Source organism: Streptomyces sp. MAR4 CNX-425, assembly GCF_048656465.1.
Taxonomy (GTDB): Bacteria; Actinomycetota; Actinomycetes; order Streptomycetales; family Streptomycetaceae; genus Streptomyces.
This window is the reverse complement of record NZ_JBMDLF010000011.1, coordinates 197,638-213,406: the sequence shown is the minus strand read 5'-3', so window position 1 is coordinate 213,406 and position 15,769 is coordinate 197,638. Positions and strand designations below refer to the sequence as shown.

General features: G+C 74.4%; 15 protein-coding genes. 6 read left to right on the top strand and 9 right to left on the bottom strand.

Going from position 1 to position 15,769, the window contains the following annotated elements; all coding sequences use genetic code 11:
• Positions 1 to 1,584, top strand: coding sequence for an N-acyl-D-amino-acid deacylase family protein (locus tag ACHZ99_RS27690; protein ID WP_420307492.1), 1,584 nt, complete (start codon positions 1 to 3; stop codon positions 1,582 to 1,584).
• Here the strand turns inward: ACHZ99_RS27690 and ACHZ99_RS27685 are convergent.
• Positions 1,517 to 3,628, bottom strand: a complete 2,112-nt coding sequence (locus ACHZ99_RS27685; RefSeq protein WP_420307491.1) for a P-loop NTPase fold protein — start codon at positions 3,626 to 3,628, stop codon at positions 1,517 to 1,519. The genes ACHZ99_RS27690 and ACHZ99_RS27685 overlap by 68 nt on opposite strands.
• Positions 3,629 to 3,736: 108 nt before the next feature.
• Here ACHZ99_RS27685 and ACHZ99_RS27680 point away from each other — a divergent pair, with 108 nt between their 5' ends.
• Positions 3,737 to 4,948 (top strand): pyridoxal phosphate-dependent aminotransferase, encoded by a 1,212-nt coding sequence (locus ACHZ99_RS27680; RefSeq protein ID WP_420307490.1) that lies wholly within the window; start codon positions 3,737 to 3,739, stop codon positions 4,946 to 4,948.
• A gap of 47 nt (positions 4,949 to 4,995) precedes the next feature.
• On the opposite strand, the gene ACHZ99_RS27675 is transcribed toward ACHZ99_RS27680, so the two are convergent.
• The 8 genes from ACHZ99_RS27675 to ACHZ99_RS27640 are packed head-to-tail and all read right to left on the bottom strand — an operon-like array spanning position 4,996 to position 10,627.
• Positions 4,996 to 5,262 (bottom strand): HPr family phosphocarrier protein, encoded by a 267-nt coding sequence (locus ACHZ99_RS27675; RefSeq protein ID WP_420307489.1) that lies wholly within the window; start codon positions 5,260 to 5,262, stop codon positions 4,996 to 4,998.
• 53 nt (positions 5,263 to 5,315) lie between these two features.
• Positions 5,316 to 6,113, bottom strand: a complete 798-nt coding sequence (locus tag ACHZ99_RS27670; protein ID WP_420307488.1) for a sulfite exporter TauE/SafE family protein — start codon at positions 6,111 to 6,113, stop codon at positions 5,316 to 5,318.
• Positions 6,110 to 6,787 carry a GntR family transcriptional regulator gene (locus ACHZ99_RS27665; RefSeq protein WP_420307487.1) on the bottom strand — a complete coding sequence of 226 codons (678 nt, stop codon included), beginning with the start codon at positions 6,785 to 6,787 and terminating at the stop codon, positions 6,110 to 6,112. Before ACHZ99_RS27665 ends, ACHZ99_RS27670 begins: the two co-directional genes overlap by 4 nt.
• Positions 6,788 to 6,824: 37 nt before the next feature.
• Entirely contained in the window at positions 6,825 to 7,298 is a 474-nt protein-coding gene (locus ACHZ99_RS27660) for a PTS system mannose/fructose/N-acetylgalactosamine-transporter subunit IIB (protein WP_420307486.1), read from the bottom strand.
• Entirely contained in the window at positions 7,295 to 8,488 is a 1,194-nt protein-coding gene (nagA, locus tag ACHZ99_RS27655) for an N-acetylglucosamine-6-phosphate deacetylase (RefSeq protein ID WP_420307485.1), read from the bottom strand. The genes ACHZ99_RS27660 and nagA overlap by 4 nt, the downstream gene beginning before the upstream one ends.
• 55 nt (positions 8,489 to 8,543) lie before the next feature.
• Positions 8,544 to 9,455, bottom strand: a complete 912-nt coding sequence (locus ACHZ99_RS27650; RefSeq protein ID WP_420307484.1) for a PTS system mannose/fructose/sorbose family transporter subunit IID — start codon at positions 9,453 to 9,455, stop codon at positions 8,544 to 8,546.
• 12 nt (positions 9,456 to 9,467) lie between these two features.
• Positions 9,468 to 10,220, bottom strand: a complete 753-nt coding sequence (locus tag ACHZ99_RS27645; protein ID WP_420307483.1) for a PTS sugar transporter subunit IIC — start codon at positions 10,218 to 10,220, stop codon at positions 9,468 to 9,470.
• On the bottom strand, positions 10,217 to 10,627 hold the full coding sequence (locus ACHZ99_RS27640; protein WP_420307482.1) for a PTS sugar transporter subunit IIA: 411 nt from the start codon (positions 10,625 to 10,627) through the stop codon (positions 10,217 to 10,219). Before ACHZ99_RS27640 ends, ACHZ99_RS27645 begins: the two co-directional genes overlap by 4 nt.
• 82 nt (positions 10,628 to 10,709) lie before the next feature.
• On the opposite strand from ACHZ99_RS27640, the gene ptsP reads away from it, so the two are divergent.
• The 4 genes from ptsP to ACHZ99_RS27620 all read left to right on the top strand — a co-directional run bounded on the left by ptsP (position 10,710) and on the right by ACHZ99_RS27620 (position 15,656).
• The gene (ptsP, locus tag ACHZ99_RS27635) at positions 10,710 to 12,416 is read left to right on the top strand and encodes a phosphoenolpyruvate--protein phosphotransferase (protein WP_420307481.1); all 1,707 of its coding nucleotides are present in this window, start codon (positions 10,710 to 10,712) and stop codon (positions 12,414 to 12,416) included.
• 50 nt (positions 12,417 to 12,466) lie between these two features.
• On the top strand, positions 12,467 to 13,363 hold the full coding sequence (locus ACHZ99_RS27630; RefSeq protein ID WP_420307480.1) for a sigma-70 family RNA polymerase sigma factor: 897 nt from the start codon (positions 12,467 to 12,469) through the stop codon (positions 13,361 to 13,363).
• A 196-nt stretch (positions 13,364 to 13,559) separates the two neighbouring features.
• Positions 13,560 to 14,075 carry a carboxymuconolactone decarboxylase family protein gene (locus ACHZ99_RS27625; RefSeq protein ID WP_420307479.1) on the top strand — a complete coding sequence of 172 codons (516 nt, stop codon included), beginning with the start codon at positions 13,560 to 13,562 and terminating at the stop codon, positions 14,073 to 14,075.
• A 75-nt stretch (positions 14,076 to 14,150) separates the two neighbouring features.
• A complete protein-coding gene (locus tag ACHZ99_RS27620) occupies positions 14,151 to 15,656 on the top strand; it encodes an MFS transporter (RefSeq protein WP_420307478.1) in 1,506 nt (501 codons plus the stop codon).
• Positions 15,657 to 15,769: the final 113 nt, after the last annotated feature.

Sequence of the window (15,769 nt, the reverse complement as noted above, 5' to 3'; positions counted from 1 at the left end):
ATGGAGCTGGTGATCCGCGGCGCCCTCGTCGTCGACGGCTCGGGGGCGCCCGGCCACCGCGGCGACGTCGGGCTGGCGGACGGCCGGATCGCCGCGATCGGCCCACGGCTCACCGGCCGGACCGTCCTCGACGCCGGCGGCCTCGTCCTCGCCCCCGGCTTCGTCGACATGCACGCCCACTCCGACCTCGCCCTGCTGCGCGACCCCGACCACACCGCGAAGGCCGCCCAGGGAGTGACGCTGGAGGTCATCGGCCAGGACGGGCTGTCGTACGCGCCCGTGGACGACCGCGTCCTCGGCCCGCTGCGCCGCCAGATCGCCGGCTGGAACGGCGGCGGGCCCGGCGACGACGCGGTGGCGTTCGACTGGCGCACCGTCGGCGAGTACCTCGACCGCCTCGACCGCGGCCCCGACGGCGACGGCCTCGCCGTCAACGCCGCGTACCTCGTCCCGCAGGGCACGGTGCGGGCGCTGGCGGTGGGCTGGGAGGACCGGCCGGCCAAGGACGGCGAGCTGGCGCACATGAAGCGGCTCGTCGCGGAGGGCCTGGAGCAGGGCGCGGTGGGCATGTCGTCGGGGCTGACGTACACCCCGGGGATGTACGCCCCGACCGCCGAGCTGACGGAGCTGTGCCGGGTCGTCGCCGCGTACGACGGCTACTACTGCCCGCACCACCGCTCGTACGGCGCCGGCGCCCTCGGCGCGTACGCCGAGATGCTCGGCCTCGCCCGCGACGCCGGCTGCGCGCTGCACCTCGCGCACGCCACCCTCAACTTCGACGTCAACACCGGCCGCGCCGCCGAGCTGACCGCCCTGCTGGACCGCGCGCTCGCCGACGGCGTCGACGTCACCCTGGACACGTACCCCTACCTGGCCGGGTGCACCACGCTGGCGGCGCTCCTGCCGAGCTGGGCCGCGGCCGGCGGCCCGGAGGCGACGCTGACGCGGCTGCGGGACGCGGACACGGCGGCGCGCATCCGGCACGCGCTGGACGTCGAGGGCTCGGACGGCTCGCACGGGGTGCCGATGGACTGGTCGACGATCGAGGTCTCCGGCGTGGACGACCCGGCCCTCGCGGAGTGGGTCGGGCGGCGGCTGCCGGACTTCGACACCGCCCGCCGGCTGCTGCTGGACGACCGGCTGGCGACGACGATCCTCCAGCACGTCGGACACGAGGAGAACGTCCGGGCGATCATGACCCACCCGGCACACACCGGCGGCAGCGACGGCATCCTGCACGGCGCGAAGCCGCACCCGCGGGCGTACGGCACCTTCCCGCACTACCTCGGGCACTACGTGCGCGAGCTGGGCGTGCTGACGCTGGAGGAGTGCGTGCACCACCTCACCGCCCGGCCCGCGGCCCGGCTGCGGCTGGCGGACCGGGGGCTGGTGCGGGAGGGCTACGTGGCGGACCTGGTGCTGTTCGACCCGGCGACGGTGGCGGCGGGGGCGACGTACGAGGACCCGCGGCGGGGTCCGGTGGGGGTGCCGTACGTGCTGGTGGGCGGGGAGTACGTCATCCGGGAGGGCCGTCGGACGGGGGCGGTGCCGGGGCGGACGATTCGGCGGCGCGGGCGGCCCTGAGGGACGGGGCCATCTCCTCGACGTACTGCAGCAGCAGGTCTCCGCCAGCGAGGACCGGTGCGCCCATCTCGGCTGCGGCGTCCCGGCGCTCGGGGGTGACCCGGCTGGCGAAGAACACGGCGGAGCCGGTGTACGCGCCGGAGTCGCGCCAGTGCCGCAGGTCGTCCAGGCCGGCGGACCGGTCGCTGCCGCGGGTGATGTCGGAGATCAGCAGATCGGGCCGGGCGACGGCCATCTCCCGCTCGGCCTCCGCGCGGTCGCGTACGGTCGTGACCCGGGCGCCCTCGCGGCGCAGCCGGCGGACGTGGTCCGTGTTGTTCTCGGGCTCGTCGTCGACCCACAGGATCCGCATGCCGTTCAGCGCGAGCGACGGCGGCGGCCAGGCGTGGTCGCCGCCGTAGTCGCCGTCGCCCGGGGGGCCGGAGCCGGGGTAGGCCCCCTGGGGCGGCACGGCCTGGGGCAGGGGCTGGGACTGGGCCGGCGGGACGAACTGCTGCGGGGCCGCGCCCGGCGTCCCGGACCCGGGGTACGGCGGCGGGCTTGCGTACGGGGCCGGGGTTCCCTGCGGCCCACCGCGCGGGGCCGCCCCCCGGGCCCTCGGCACCGCGCCGGTCCCGTCCTGGTACGGGAGCGGCACCGGCGGCTCGTAGTCCGGCTCCTCCACCGCCGTCGGCGCGCCCTCGCGCAGCAGCACCAGCAGCCGCTCCGCGTCCGGCACCCGCAGCAGCTCCCCCAGCAGCGTCGTGAACTCCTGGTCGTCCGCGTGCTCCGGGAAGCCGATCGGCAGCCGCCGCTCCAGTTGCTCCAGGGCCGCCGCCCCGTCCTGCCCGGGCGCCGGCGGGTACAGGTCGTACTGCGCGAAGAAGTCGCCGACCTGCGTGTACGAGGCGAACTCCGGCGCCGCCTCCTGCTCGGCCGGCGGCACCGGCGAGAGCAGCGTGCGGCGCACCCGGCGGTACGTCGTGAACTCCTGCACCACGTCCTCGCCGGGGGCGCCCGCGGCTCCGGTCATCATCCGGTAGAACTCCGGGTAGAAGTACTGCAGCAGCAGGGTCCTGATGACCGACTCCCGCGGGAAGCCCGACCACACCGGGTTCAGCGTGGCCTCCAGCACGAACCCGTTCACCAGCCGCTTGATCCGCCGCGGGTTCCGCCCCGACCGCTCCACCAGCACGTTCTTCAGCCCGTCGTCGAGCATGCCCTCGATGCCCGCGGTCCGCGCGCACCACTCGACGTAGCGGCCGACGCCCTCGTTGTCCGCGACGGGGATGCGGTAGCTGGTCTGGAAGATCTTCTCCATGAACGCCGACCCCGCCGGCGACAGGTCGCGCAGCAGCCCGCTGGGGCCGAGCGCGGAGCGGTCGCAGCCGACGACGAAGACGAGGCCGGGCACGTCGAGGTAGACCTTGAGCGCCTCGCAGACGGCGAGGACCGTCTCGTCGTGGCAGCGGTCGAGGTCGTCGATGAAGACGACCAGCAGCCGCCGGGGCCGGCGCCCGGCCCAGTCCTGGGCCATGCTCTGGATCTCCTCGCGCATGGCGTTGCGCGACTCCGGGCCCGCGTCCCAGCTGGTCCACAGCTCGTCGACGAGCCCCGCCGCGCCGAGCGCGCCGCCGAGCGCCGTGGTGACGGCGCGTGCCCCGCGCACCACCGTGCGTCCCCGGGTGACCCGGGACAGCGCGCGCTTGAGGGTACGGCGCTCGAAGCGCACCAGCACCGACTTCACGAGCCCTTCGAGGGCGTCGGCGCCGGTGGAGGTCCAGGCGTTGTACCAGACCGTGTCCACGTCCGGCTCGGCCCGCAGCCTGGCGTCCACCAGCCGCATCAGGCTGGACTTTCCCATGCCCCAGCCGGCGTCGACGGCGAGGGTGAACGGCGTCGAGGCGCGGGAGGCGCAGAGCAGCTGGGCGAGCTGCGTCGCGGCGCGGCCGCTGCCGAGGACGTCGTCGCCGGGCGCGGTCACGGGTTCGTCGTTGACGAGCGCGAGCGCGGCGCCGGCGACGGGGGCGAACGCGGCCCCGCCGGTGGGTGGTTGGGCGGCCATCAGGGCATTGTGGCAGCTCCGGGGGCGGCCCGGAGGGCGGTCCGCCGTGTGACCGGCCTCGCACGATTTCCGGAGGCGGGCCCGGGGACCGGCCCGTACAGTGGCCGCATGCAGGTGATCCAGTCAACGAAGCTCGCCAACGTCTGCTACGACATCCGGGGCCCCGTGCTCGAAGAGGCGATGCGGCGCGAGGCGGCGGGTCACCAGATCCTCAAGCTGAACATCGGCAATCCGGCACCGTTCGGCTTCGAGTGCCCGCCGGAGATCCTGGAGGACCTGCTCCGTACGGCGGGCACCGCCCACGGCTACGGGGACTCGAAGGGCATCCTGCCCGCCCGCCGCGCCGTGATGCAGCACTACCAGACCCAGGGCATCGACCTCGACGTCGAGGACATCTTCCTGGGCAACGGCGTCTCCGAGCTGATCCAGATGTCCATGCAGGCCCTCCTCAACGACGGCGACGAGGTCCTGATCCCGGCCCCCGACTACCCGCTGTGGACGGCCTCGGTCTCCCTGGCCGGCGGCACCCCCGTGCACTACCGCTGCGACGAGCAGGCGGACTGGATGCCGGACCTGGACGACATCGAGCGCCGCATCACGGACCGCACCCGCGCCCTGGTCGTCATCAACCCGAACAACCCCACCGGCGCCGTCTACGACGCCGAGATGATGCGCGGCCTGGCCGACATCGCCCGCCGGCACGGCCTGGTGCTCTGTTCGGACGAGATCTACGACAAGATCCTCTACGACGACGCCACCCACGCCCCCACCGCCACCTACGCCCCCGACCTGCTGGTCCTCACCTTCAACGGGCTCTCCAAGGCGTACCGCGTGGCCGGCTACCGCAGCGGCTGGCTGGCCGTCTGCGGCCCGAAGCAGGACGCCCGCAGCTATCTGGAGGGCCTGACGATCCTGGCGAACATGCGCCTGTGCGCCAACGTCCCGGCCCAGCACATCGTCGCCACCGCGCTCGGCGGCCGGCAGTCGATCAAGGACCTGATCCTGCCGGGCGGCCGCCTGCTGGTGCAGCGCGACACCGCCTACGAGCTGCTCACCCAGATCCCGGGCGTCACCTGCGTCAAGCCCAAGGGCGCCCTGTACGCCTTCCCCCGCCTCGACCCGAAGGTCCACAAGATCGAGGACGACGCCCGCTTCGTCCTCGACCTGCTGCGCGCGGAGAACATCCTGCTGGTCCAGGGCACCGGCTTCAACTGGCCGCGGCCCGACCACTTCCGCATCGTCACCCTCCTCGAAAAGGACGGCCTGGCGGACGCGATCACCCGCATCGGCACCTTCCTCGACGGCTACCGCCAGCGGTAAGCCGTCGCCCGCCGGGCCGCCCGGGGCGGCCCGGCGGCGGGCGCGCCCTACTCGGCGGTGCGCAGCAGCTCGGCGAGCGACGCCAGCGCGGCGTCCGCGGCCGGGCCGTCCTCGTCGCAGGTCAGCAGGACGGGCTCGCCCGTACGGATGCCGAGCGTCAGCACCCGCAGCAGGCTGTCGGCCGGCACCGGCGGCTGGTCCGGCCGGGAGATCCCGATCTTCAGGCCGGTCCGGGCGGCCGCCTGCACGAAGGTGGCGGCCGGGCGGGCGTGCAGGCCGACGCCTGCGCCCACGCTGGTGGTGATGCTGGGCATGTTCTTTCCTTCACTTTCCGGATCGTGCGGGAGGGGGCGGCGGTGGCCGCGCGTCAGGAGGTGACGAGCCAGACGGCGCCGCCGATGCCGGCGAGCAGCACGGCGAGTCTGAGGTTGCGGTCGGACAGCCGCCGGGCGAACCTGCCGCCCGCCACGCCGCCGACGAGGCTCGTGACCGCGAGCACGGCCGCGACCCCCCAGTCGACGGGGGCGAAGAAGGCGAAGAGAACGGCGGCGACCAGGTTGACCGCCAGGGACAGGAGCGCCTTCAGCGCGTTGGCCTGCTGCACCTCATGCTGGAGCAGCGCGAGCGTCGCGAACAGGATGACGCCGAGCCCCGCCCCGAAGTAGGCGCCGTACGCGCCCGCCCCGAACAGGCAGGGGAGGGCCAGGGCGGCCGGTGCGCCGTCCTCGTCCCTGTCTCCGCTCTTGTTCCTGCTCTTGTTCTTGTTCCTGTTCATGTCGCGGCGCCGCGACACGGCCTCGGTGAGCCGGGGCTGGACCACCACCAGGAGGCATCCGGCCACGATGAGGCCCGGCACCACGGCCTCGAAGACCTCGGCCGGCAGCAGCAGCAACAGGCAGGTGCCGCAGACCGCGCCGAGCACGGCGGCGGCCGCGTACCGCCGGACGGCGCCGCGGGTCTCCTTCAGCTCCTCCCGGTAGGCGACGCTGCCGCCGAAGTATCCGCTCAGCAGGCCCACCGCGTTGGTCACGTTGGCCTGCAACGGCTGCATTCCGGCGGCCACCAGGGCGGGGAACGAGAGCATCGAACCGCCCCCCGCCACCGCGTTGACCGCTCCCGCCACGAGGCCGGCCAGCGCCACCAGCAGCCAGTGCTCACCGTTCACCGAGGGCTTCCGAAGCGGGCGTCGAGCAGGGCTCGGGTCTTGCTCAGGTGCGCGTGCATCCGGCGTTCGGCCTCGCCCGCGTCGCGGTCGGCCAGGGCCGCCACGATGTCCGCGTGCTCGCGCCAGGACGCCGGCGCGCGTTCGATCACGACCTCGGAGAAGCACCAGGCGATCTTCTTCTCCAGGCTGGTGAGCATGCCAGCGAGCACCTTGTTTCCGGCGATGGCCGTGACGGTGCCGTGGAACGTCCGGTTGAGCTCCACCAGCGTCGCCTTGTCCGCGCCGCCGGTCACCTCCCGGTTGCCGAGATCGCAGATCCCGCGCAGCCGGTCGACGTCCTCGTCGGTGATACGGACGGCGGCCTGCCGGGCGCCCTCGGCCTCCAGCACCCGCCGGACCGCGAAGATGTCGTCGACCTCGTCGGCGACCGGCGTGTGCACCACCGCGCTGCGCCCCTGGCGGAGGTCCACGAAGCCGTCGGCGGCCAGTCGTTGCAGCGCCTCTCTGACCGGCAGCCGGCTCACGCCGAGCTGCTGGGCGAGCGGCTCTTCCCCCAGTCGTGCGCCGGGTTGGAGTACCCCGTGAATGATCATGTCCTCAATCGCTTCGGCCACGCTCACGCGCAGCGGCTTGGGCCTGTCGACCTTCTTCGGCGCCTGCTCCAACTCGCTCATAAATACGGGTTCTTCTCCTCGATGGCCGGGTGTCGTGTCATTGTCCGATCACTGACCGGAGGTCGGTGACGCCCTGGTCCGGCAGCCACTGCGCCTTCAGTTCGATACCGTCCGCGGCCAGTCCCCGCCAGATCTCCAGCTCCTCCGGACTGGCGTACACCTCGCGGGTGAGCTTCGTACGGCCCGGCCCCGAGTGGACGTTGCCGACGTTCACCGACGTCATCGGCAGCCCCGCGGCGCGCACCGCGGCCAGCTCGACCGGCCCGCGGACCAGGACGAGCACCGCCTGCCCGGCCAGCTCCGCCACCCGGGCGGGGGCGTCCGGCACCGGCGTGAACGTCACCCCGACCCCGGTGGGCGCGGCCATCTTCATCAGCGTCTTCTGCATGGCGTCGCCGGCCACCTTGTCGTCGGCGACGACGATGTGGTCCACGCCGAGCGACCTGGTCCAGCCGACGGCGACCTGGCCGTGGATGAGGCGGTCGTCGACCCTGATCAACTTGACGGTCATGGGTGGTTCTCCTCCGAGTAGGCGAGTGCTCCGGACACGAGGGTGTGGCGTACCCGGAGCCGGTCGAGTACGACGAGGTCGGCGACGGCGCCGTCCGCGGTGGTGCCGCGGTCGGTCAGGCCCAGCGAGGCCGCGGGCACGGCGGACGCCATGTGCAGGGCCTCGCCCGCCGGTACGCCGCAGTGGTGCACCAGCCGCCGGACGCCCGCGTCGATGCCCGCGCCGCTGCCCGCCACCCCGCCGCCGGCGCGGCTGACGTGCGTACCGCGGAGGCTGACGCGGGTGCCCTCCCACCGCGTGTACGCGCCGTCGGCGAGGCCGGAGACGTCGGCGCCGTCGCTGACGAGCATGGCGCGGTCCGGCCCCGCGGCCGCGACGGCCAGTTGCAGCATCCGGTCGGCGACGTGGCGGCCGTCGGCGACGAGTTCGACGCGGACCCGCGGGTCGGTGAGCAGCGCGGGCACCGGGCCGGGCTCCCGGTGGTGCATCGGCGGCATGCCGTTGAACAGGTGCGTCGCCCGGGTGACGCCGAGCCGGACGGCCTCGCGCACGTCGGCGTCGGTGGCGCCGGAGTGGCCGAGCGAGACGGTCACGCCGGCCTCGGCGAGCTGCGTCACCGCCTCGGCGCCGCCGGGCAGTTCGGGGGCGAGCGTGACCACCCGCAGGCGGCCGGCCGCGGCGTCCAGCAGGCCGGATATCTCGGCCGGGGTGGGGTTCCGCAGGTGTGCGCGGCGGTGCACGCCGGCGTGGGCGGGGCTGAGGAACGGCCCCTCCAGGTGGACGCCGAGGAGCTCCGCCCCGCCGGGCGCGAGCCGGCCGGTAGCGGCGGCGAGCGCGGCCAGCGAACTGCGCTGCCGGGCCGGGTCGGTGGTCGCCGTGGCGGCCAGGCAGGCGGTGACGCCGTGGCGCAGCAGGTGGCCGCTGATCGCCGCGAGCCCGGTGGCGTCCATGAAGTTGTGTCCGAGGGCGCCGTGCACGTGGGTGTCGATGAACCCGGGGGCGACCACGCACCCGGTCGCGTCCAGCGTCTCCACCCCGGCGGGCGGCCTGCGGCCGGCCGGGAGCGTACGGATGCGCCCGTCGATCAGGAGCAGGTCACGGGGGCGTACGGCGTGGTCGTCGGCGACGACGTGGCCGCCGAGCACGGCGAGCGGGCGGGCCGGGGCGCCGGCCGCGGCGGTCACGTCCACCCGGGCTCCGCGGTACGGGCCGGGCGGCGGGCGGCCGCGCGGGCGGTGGGCGGGGTCACTGCGCCGCTCCGATCACCCCGAGGTAGCCGCCGACGAGCCCGACGACGGTGGTGCCCACGAGCACCCACGTGGCGGGGATGCGGCGGCGGATGGCGAAGAACACGCCCAGCGCGGCGAGCAGGGGCAGCAGCGCGGGCAGGATGGTGTCGAGCTGGGTCTGGACGTTGATGACGGCCTCGTCCTTGGTGTACTTCAGCGGCGTGTCGATCTCGATGAGGGTCGCGACCAGCGCCCCCACGACGGCGAGGCCGACGATCGTCGCGCTCTCCTTCACGCGGTCGATCTGGCGCGGGTCCAGCTTCTCCAGGAAGGCGATGCCCTGCCGGTAGCCGATCGAGGTGCCGTAGGCGCGCAGGAGGACCTGGATCGCCAGCATCACGGTGAAGAACAGGATGGGCCCGGCGATGTTGCCCTGCACGGCCAGGGTGGCGCACACCCCGGACAGGATGGGCCGGATCGTACCGAAGACGATCGAGTCGCCCATGCCGGCCAGCGGGGCCATCATGCCGACCTTGACGGAGTTCATCGCCTCGTCGTCGAGGTTCTTCTCCCCCGCCGCGCGCCGGCGCTCCATGCCGGCGACGATGCCGAGGATCGGCCCGACGACGAACGGGTGGGTGTTGAAGTACATCAGGTGGCGCTTGTACGCGGCGGCGCGCTCGGGGCCGGGCCGGTAGAGCTTCTCCAGCAGGGGGCGCAGGGCCCACCACATGCCGACGTTCTGGAACCGCTCGTAGTTGAAGCCGGACTGGAGGACGACCGACCGGACGGCGAGCTGGCGTATCTCCCGCTTGGCCTCGGCGTCGGTGGGCACCGCCGCGGTGGCCGGGCTCTCGTCGGCGGCGGACTTGGTGAGATCGGGCGAATCGGCGGGGTCGGGGGTGCCGTTCGGGGGTGTGGGTGCCATGGGGCTGGCCTCTCAGGCGACGGGGGTGGGCGGGGATGCCGTGGCGCGGGAGCGCTGCAGCACGAGCACCAGGGCGGTGGCGAGGAGAGCGACGCCGAGGACGGTGAACTCGGTGTAGGCGGCGAGCGCGAACCCGATGAGGAAGACCGGGAAGAGGGTCTTCGTGAACAGGACGGAGAGCAGGATCCCGAAGCCCACCGCCGGAAGGATGGCGGCGGCCGTCAGCAGCCCGTCGTTGACCCTGCCGTCCAGGGCGTCGACCACCGACTCGACCGCCGGCGCGCCGAAGTGGACGGCCATGAAGGTCGGCACCGCGTAGCTGAGGAAGTGGATGGCGTTGGAGCACCACATGGTGGCGAAGATCCGCCGGCCGTCGTCCGCCTCGGCGGCACGGTCGATGTAGTGCACGAGGAACGAGGAACTGCCCTTGGCGAACAGCTCGAAGAAGGTGCCGAGCACCGCGGCCGGCACCGCCGCCACCAGCACGGACTCCACGCCCTGACCGGTCTCGATGGCGATGGAGACGCCCACGGCGGTACCGATCGCGACGTTCGGCGGGGCGGTGCCGCCGAAGGGCGCGGCGCCGATGAAGATCAGCTCCATGGTGCCGCCGACGACGAGCCCGGTGTCCAGGTCGCCGAGCAGCAGACCGAGGATCGGCCCCAGCACGATCGGCCGTTCGAGCTGGGGGTCGCCGGCGATGCGCCGCGCCAGGTACGCGAGGCCGACGATCACGGCGACCAGCAACGACATCTGCAGGCTCATGAGGCCCCTCCTTCTCTTCGCAGGGCGGCGCCCAGGTCGAGGACGCCGTCCCGGCCCGCCTGAACGGCGCGTTCGGCCAGCTCGGCGGCCGTGGCGGCGGGGTCGGCCAGCAGGATCTCCAGGAGCATGGGCAGGTTGACGCCGGTGACGACGTGGTGTCCGGCTTCGGCGGCGTACGCCGCGGCCACCCGGGCCGGCGTGCCGCCCGGCAGGTCGGCCACCAGCAGGTGCTCGTCGCCGGAGAGGGCCGCGGCGGCCGCGGCGAGCTCCTCGCGGAGTCGGTCGGGGCTCATGGCGGGGGTGAAGCCGATCGCGACGGGCGCGCCCGCATCGCCCGCGATCATCCGGCCGGTCCCGACGAGGGCTTCCCCCAGCGGACCGTGCGTGAGCAAGATTACTCCAGACATGGATCCTGTATACGATATGCAAATTGCCTCGTACAAGGGGTCGAACAGCAGAGATTCAGCAGCGCGGGAGACGAGGGGCGAGATGGAGAAGACGATGCGGGGCCTCGGGGTGAGCCCGGGGCTGGCGATCGGCGGAGTCCGCCGGATGGGCGCCGGGGTCGGGGAACCGCCGGCGGTCCACGTCGGCCGGCGGGAGGTGCCGCGGGAGCTGGCACGGATCCGGCCCGCCGTGGAAGCCGTCGCCGACGACCTGACCGCGCGCGGTGAGCGCGGCGGCGGCGAGGCGCGGGCAGTACTCGACGCCCAGGCAATGATGGCCCGCGACCCCGCGCTGCTCGACGACGTCGAGCAGCGCATCACGTCGGGCAGCGGCGCGGAGCGCGCGGTGTACGACGCCTTCGGGGCGTACCGCGAACTGCTCGCCGGCGCCGGGGAGTACCTGGCCGGGCGGGTCGCCGACCTCGACGACGTACGCGACCGGATCGTCGCCCGGCTGCTGGGCGTGCCGATGCCCGGCGTACCGGACAGCGACGAGCCGTACGTCCTGATCGCCCGCGACCTGGCCCCGGCCGACACCGCCCTGCTCGACCCCGCGCTCGTCCTCGGCTTCGTCACCGAACAGGGCGGGCCGACCAGCCACAGCGCCATCCTCGCCCGCGCGCTCGGCGTGCCCGCCGTGGTGGCGCTGCCCGGCGCCGGCGCACTCGCCGAGGGCACCGTCGTCGCCGTCGACGGCTCGACCGGCGAGGTGTACGTCGACCCGGAGCCCGCGCGCCGCGCCGAACTGACCGCCGCGGCGGCCCGGACCGCGGCGGCCGCGGCGGCGGCCACCGGCCCCGGCGCCACCCGCGACGGGCACCGGGTGCCGCTGCTGGCCAACGTCGGCGGCCCGGCGGACGTGCCGGCGGCGCTGGCCGCGGGGGCGGAGGGCGTGGGCCTGTTCCGTACGGAATTCCTGTTCCTCGACGACAGCCGGCGGGCGCCGTCGCGGGAGACGCAGGTCCGCGCGTACCGCGAGGTGCTGGCGGCGTTCCCCGACAGCCGCGTGGTGGTACGGGTCCTCGACGCGGGCGCCGACAAGCCGCTGGACTTCCTCACCCCCGCCGCCGAGCCCAACCCCGCCCTCGGCGTCCGCGGCCTGCGCGCCCTCCTGGACCACCCGGAGGTGCTGCGCGCCCAGTTGACCGCCCTGGGCGAGGCCGCCGAGGGCCTGCCCGTCGCCCTCGACGTGATGGCCCCGATGGTCGCCGACCGCGCCGACGCCAGGGCGTTCGCCGACGCCTGCGCGCAGACCGGGCTGCGCGCGAAGGCCGGCGCCATGGTGGAGATACCCGCCGCGGCGCTGCGCGCCCGGTCGATCCTGCGGGAGGCCGACTTCCTCTCCCTGGGCACCAACGACCTGGCGCAGTACGCCTTCGCCGCCGACCGGCAGGCGGGCGCCCTCGCCCGGCTGCAGGACCCGTGGCAGCCGGCGCTGCTCGACCTCGTCGCGCTGTCCGCGACGGCCGCGCGGGACGCGGGCAAGGGCTGCGGCGTGTGCGGCGAGGCGGCGGCCGACCCGCTGCTCGCCTGCGTCCTGGTCGGCCTCGGCGTCACCAGCCTGTCCATGAGCGCCCCGGCCATCCCGCACGTACGGGCCGAACTCGCCCGGCACCCCCTCGCCCGCTGCGAAGAGGCCGCCCGGGCCGCCCGGGCCGCCGAAACCGCCGACGACGCCCGCCGCGCCGCCGGGGCGGTCCTCTCCGGCCACGGGCCCGTATCCCCCGGTGAGCCGCGGTCACCTTCGTGAGTTCCGGAACGTCAAAGGCACGACACCGCTCGTGGAAGGAGGGCGCCACCGTGGACCCCGCCGACTTTCTCGCCGCTCGGTTCGAGGAGCACCGCCCGCACCTCAAGGCGGTCGCGTACCGCATGCTCGGCTCGCTGACCGAGGCGGACGACGCCATCCAGGAGGCGTGGCTGCGGCTGGCCCGGTCCGAGGACCGGGAGATCGGCAACCTCGGCGGCTGGCTGACCACCGTGGTCGGCCGGGTCTGCCTCGACATGCTCCGGGCGCGCCGGCGCCGGGGCGAGGAGCCGCTGGAGGCGCGGCTGCCCGACCCGGTGGTCAGCCGGGAGGACCACGCGGACGGGGCCGACCCCGAGCAGCAGGCGCTGCTGGCCGACTCGGTCGGCCTCGCGCTGCTGGTGGTGCTGGAGTCGCTCAGCCCGGCCGAGCGGCTCGCGTTCGTCCTGCACGACCTGTTCGGGCTGCCCTTCGAGCAGATCGCGCCGATCGTCGACCGTACGCCCGCCACGGCGAAGAAGCTCGCGAGCCGGGCGCGGCAGCGGGTCCGGGGCGCGGCCCCGCCGCCGGACCCGGACCCGGCCGGCCAGCGGCGGGTGGTGGACGCCTTCCTGACCGCCGCGCGCGGCGGCGACTTCGACGGGCTGCTGTCCCTCCTCGATCCCGACGTGGTGCTGCGCGCGGACGGCGGGGTCCTCAACGGAGGGCTGCGGGTCGTCCGGGGCGCCGAGGCCGTGGCGGGTCAGGCGGAGACGTTCCGGCGCATGGCGACGGCCACCACCACGCACCCCGCCCTGGTCAACGGCCTGGCCGGGCTGGTCAACACCGTCGACGGGACGCTGTTCTCCGTCATGAGCTTCACCGTCACGGACGGCAGGATCGCCGCCCTCGACATCCTCTCCGACCCCGAGCGGCTGGCCCGGCTCGACCTCGGCCCCGCCGCGGACTGACCCCTTCCCCCTACCTGCTCCCCCCCGGCCCCTTCCGGCGACGCCGCGTCGCCGGAAGGGGCCGACCGCGTACGCGCGGAAACCCGCGGAGAAAACCCGGCCGGGCCGGTCACCTTCGCCCCGCGCCCGTCGTCAGTGCGGTGAACGAGCCGATCAGGCGGGCGCGAACAGCCCGCCACCAGCGAAGGGACCCGTCGTGCACGCGACCGAGCAGACCCCCGAAACCCCCGTCTCCCGCCTCCCCGACCCGCAGCAGCTGGTCCCCGAACTCGGCGACGTCAGCGCCGCCCTGTTCAAGATCGTCGGCAACGGAGCCGTCCCCCGCGGCACCGTCGGGCTGGTCCACCTCCGCGCCGGGCAACTCGTCGGCAACACCTACCTGACCACCCTGCACACCGCCAACCTGCGCCGCGCGGAGGTGCCGGAGGAGAAGATCACCGCCGTCGCCTCCTGGGCCGACGCCCCCTGCTTCACCGCGGCCGAGCGCGTGGCGCTGGAACTGGTGGAGGCCGTCCTCACGCCCGGCCCGCACGGGGAACGCGTCCCCGACGAGCTGTACGCGCGGGCGGCCCAGCACTACGACCCCACCGCGCTGGCCACGCTCGCCATGGCGATCGGGCAGGTCAACTTCTTCATCCCGCTGGCGCTGATCGGCAAGCCGCGGCCCGGCGTCCCGCCGACCGAGCAGTGGCGCCCGGCGCAGGCCGGCTGACACCCGAGCACGGCCCAGGACGACGCCGGACCGACCCGCCGAAGACACGTACCCATGCGAAGGAACACGACTGCCATGACGTCCGCAACTCCCTCCCCGCCTCCCGGCGCGGCGGGGCCCGCCGCCCGGCCCGGCGCCGTCCTCGCGTTCCTCTGCCTGGGCCAGTTCATGGTCTTCCTCGACGTGTCGATCGTGAACCTGGCCCTGCCCTCCATCCGCGAGGCCCTGGACATGTCCGACGTCAGCCAGGAGTACATCGTCACCGCCTACGCGACGGTGCTCGGCGGATTCCTGCTGCTCGGCGGGCGGCTGGGGGACAGATTCGGCCGACGCCGGCTGCTCCGGGCGGGCTTCGCCGTCTTCGCGCTGGCCTCGCTCGCCGCGGGCCTCGCGGTCGACGGCTCCATGCTCATCGCCGCGCGCGCCGCCCAGGGGCTCGGCTCCGCGCTGATCGCCCCGTCCGCGCTGTCGCTGCTGACGAGCACCTTCCCGGAGGGCCCGCAGCGCAACAAGGCACTCGGCGTGTGGGGTTCGCTGGCGGGCATCGCCTCGATCGCCGGCGTGATCCTCGGCGGCCTTCTCGCCGACGGGCCCGGGTGGGAGTGGATCTTCTATCTGAACGTGCCCGTCGGCGTGGCCGCCGCCCTGACCGCGCCGCGGATCGTCCCGGAGAGCCGGGGCGCGGCGCAGGAGCGCCACCGCCCGTTCGACATCTTCGGGGCGCTGACGCTCACCTCCGGGCTGCTGCTGCTCATCTTCACGCTCGGCGAGGCCACCCGGGCCGGCTGGGCGACCGGCCGCACCCTCGGCGGCCTGGCCGGGGCCGCCGCGCTTTTGGCGGCGTTCGTCGCCATCGAGTCCCGCGCGGCGGCACCGATCATGCCCCTCGGCTTCGTACGGAAGAAGACGATACGCACCGCGAACATCGCGGCCGTGCTGGTCTTCGGCACCTTCTCGGCCCTGTTCTTCTTCGCGAGCATCTTCATGCAGCAGGTCTACGGCTACTCGCCGCTCACGGCCGGTTTCGCGTATCTGCCGCTGGCGGTGGCCGTCGCCGCGGGCGCCGCGGTGGCCTCCGGACTGCTCGCGAAACTGGCGGCGCGGACAGTGCTCATGACCGGCCTCGCCCTCGCCGTCACCGGGCTGCTGCTGATGCGGCGGGCCCCGGCGGGCGGCTCGTACGCCGCGGACCTGCTGACCCCGTTCGTCCTGCTCGGCCTCGGCTGCGGGATGGTCTACGTGACCCTGCAGATCGCGGCCTTCGCCGGCGTGAACGAGGCCGAGGCCGGGGTGGGCGCCGGGCTGATCAACACCAGCCAGGAGGCGGGCGGCGCGCTCGGCCTCGCCGTCATCACGACGATCGCCTTCAGCGGGCTGTCCGACGACCTCGCGGCCGCGGCCGGCGACCCGCGGGCGGTCGTGGCCGCCCAGGAGGCGGCCAACCACGACGCGTTCCTCGCCGCGGCCGTGGGCGGCCTCGCCGCGCTGGTGATCACGGCGGTGCTGATGCCCCGCGGCCGCCGGGCCACCGCGCCGCACACCACCGAGACCCCGGGACGAAGCCACGAGCCCGCCCCCTGACGGCACACGAACCGCTCCCGGCCGTCGCGGAGCGTGGCGGCCTTGTCCGTGCCACGGTGACCACAACGCCCGGTACCCGGGCGGCAAGCCACCGGCACACACCTCACGTTCGC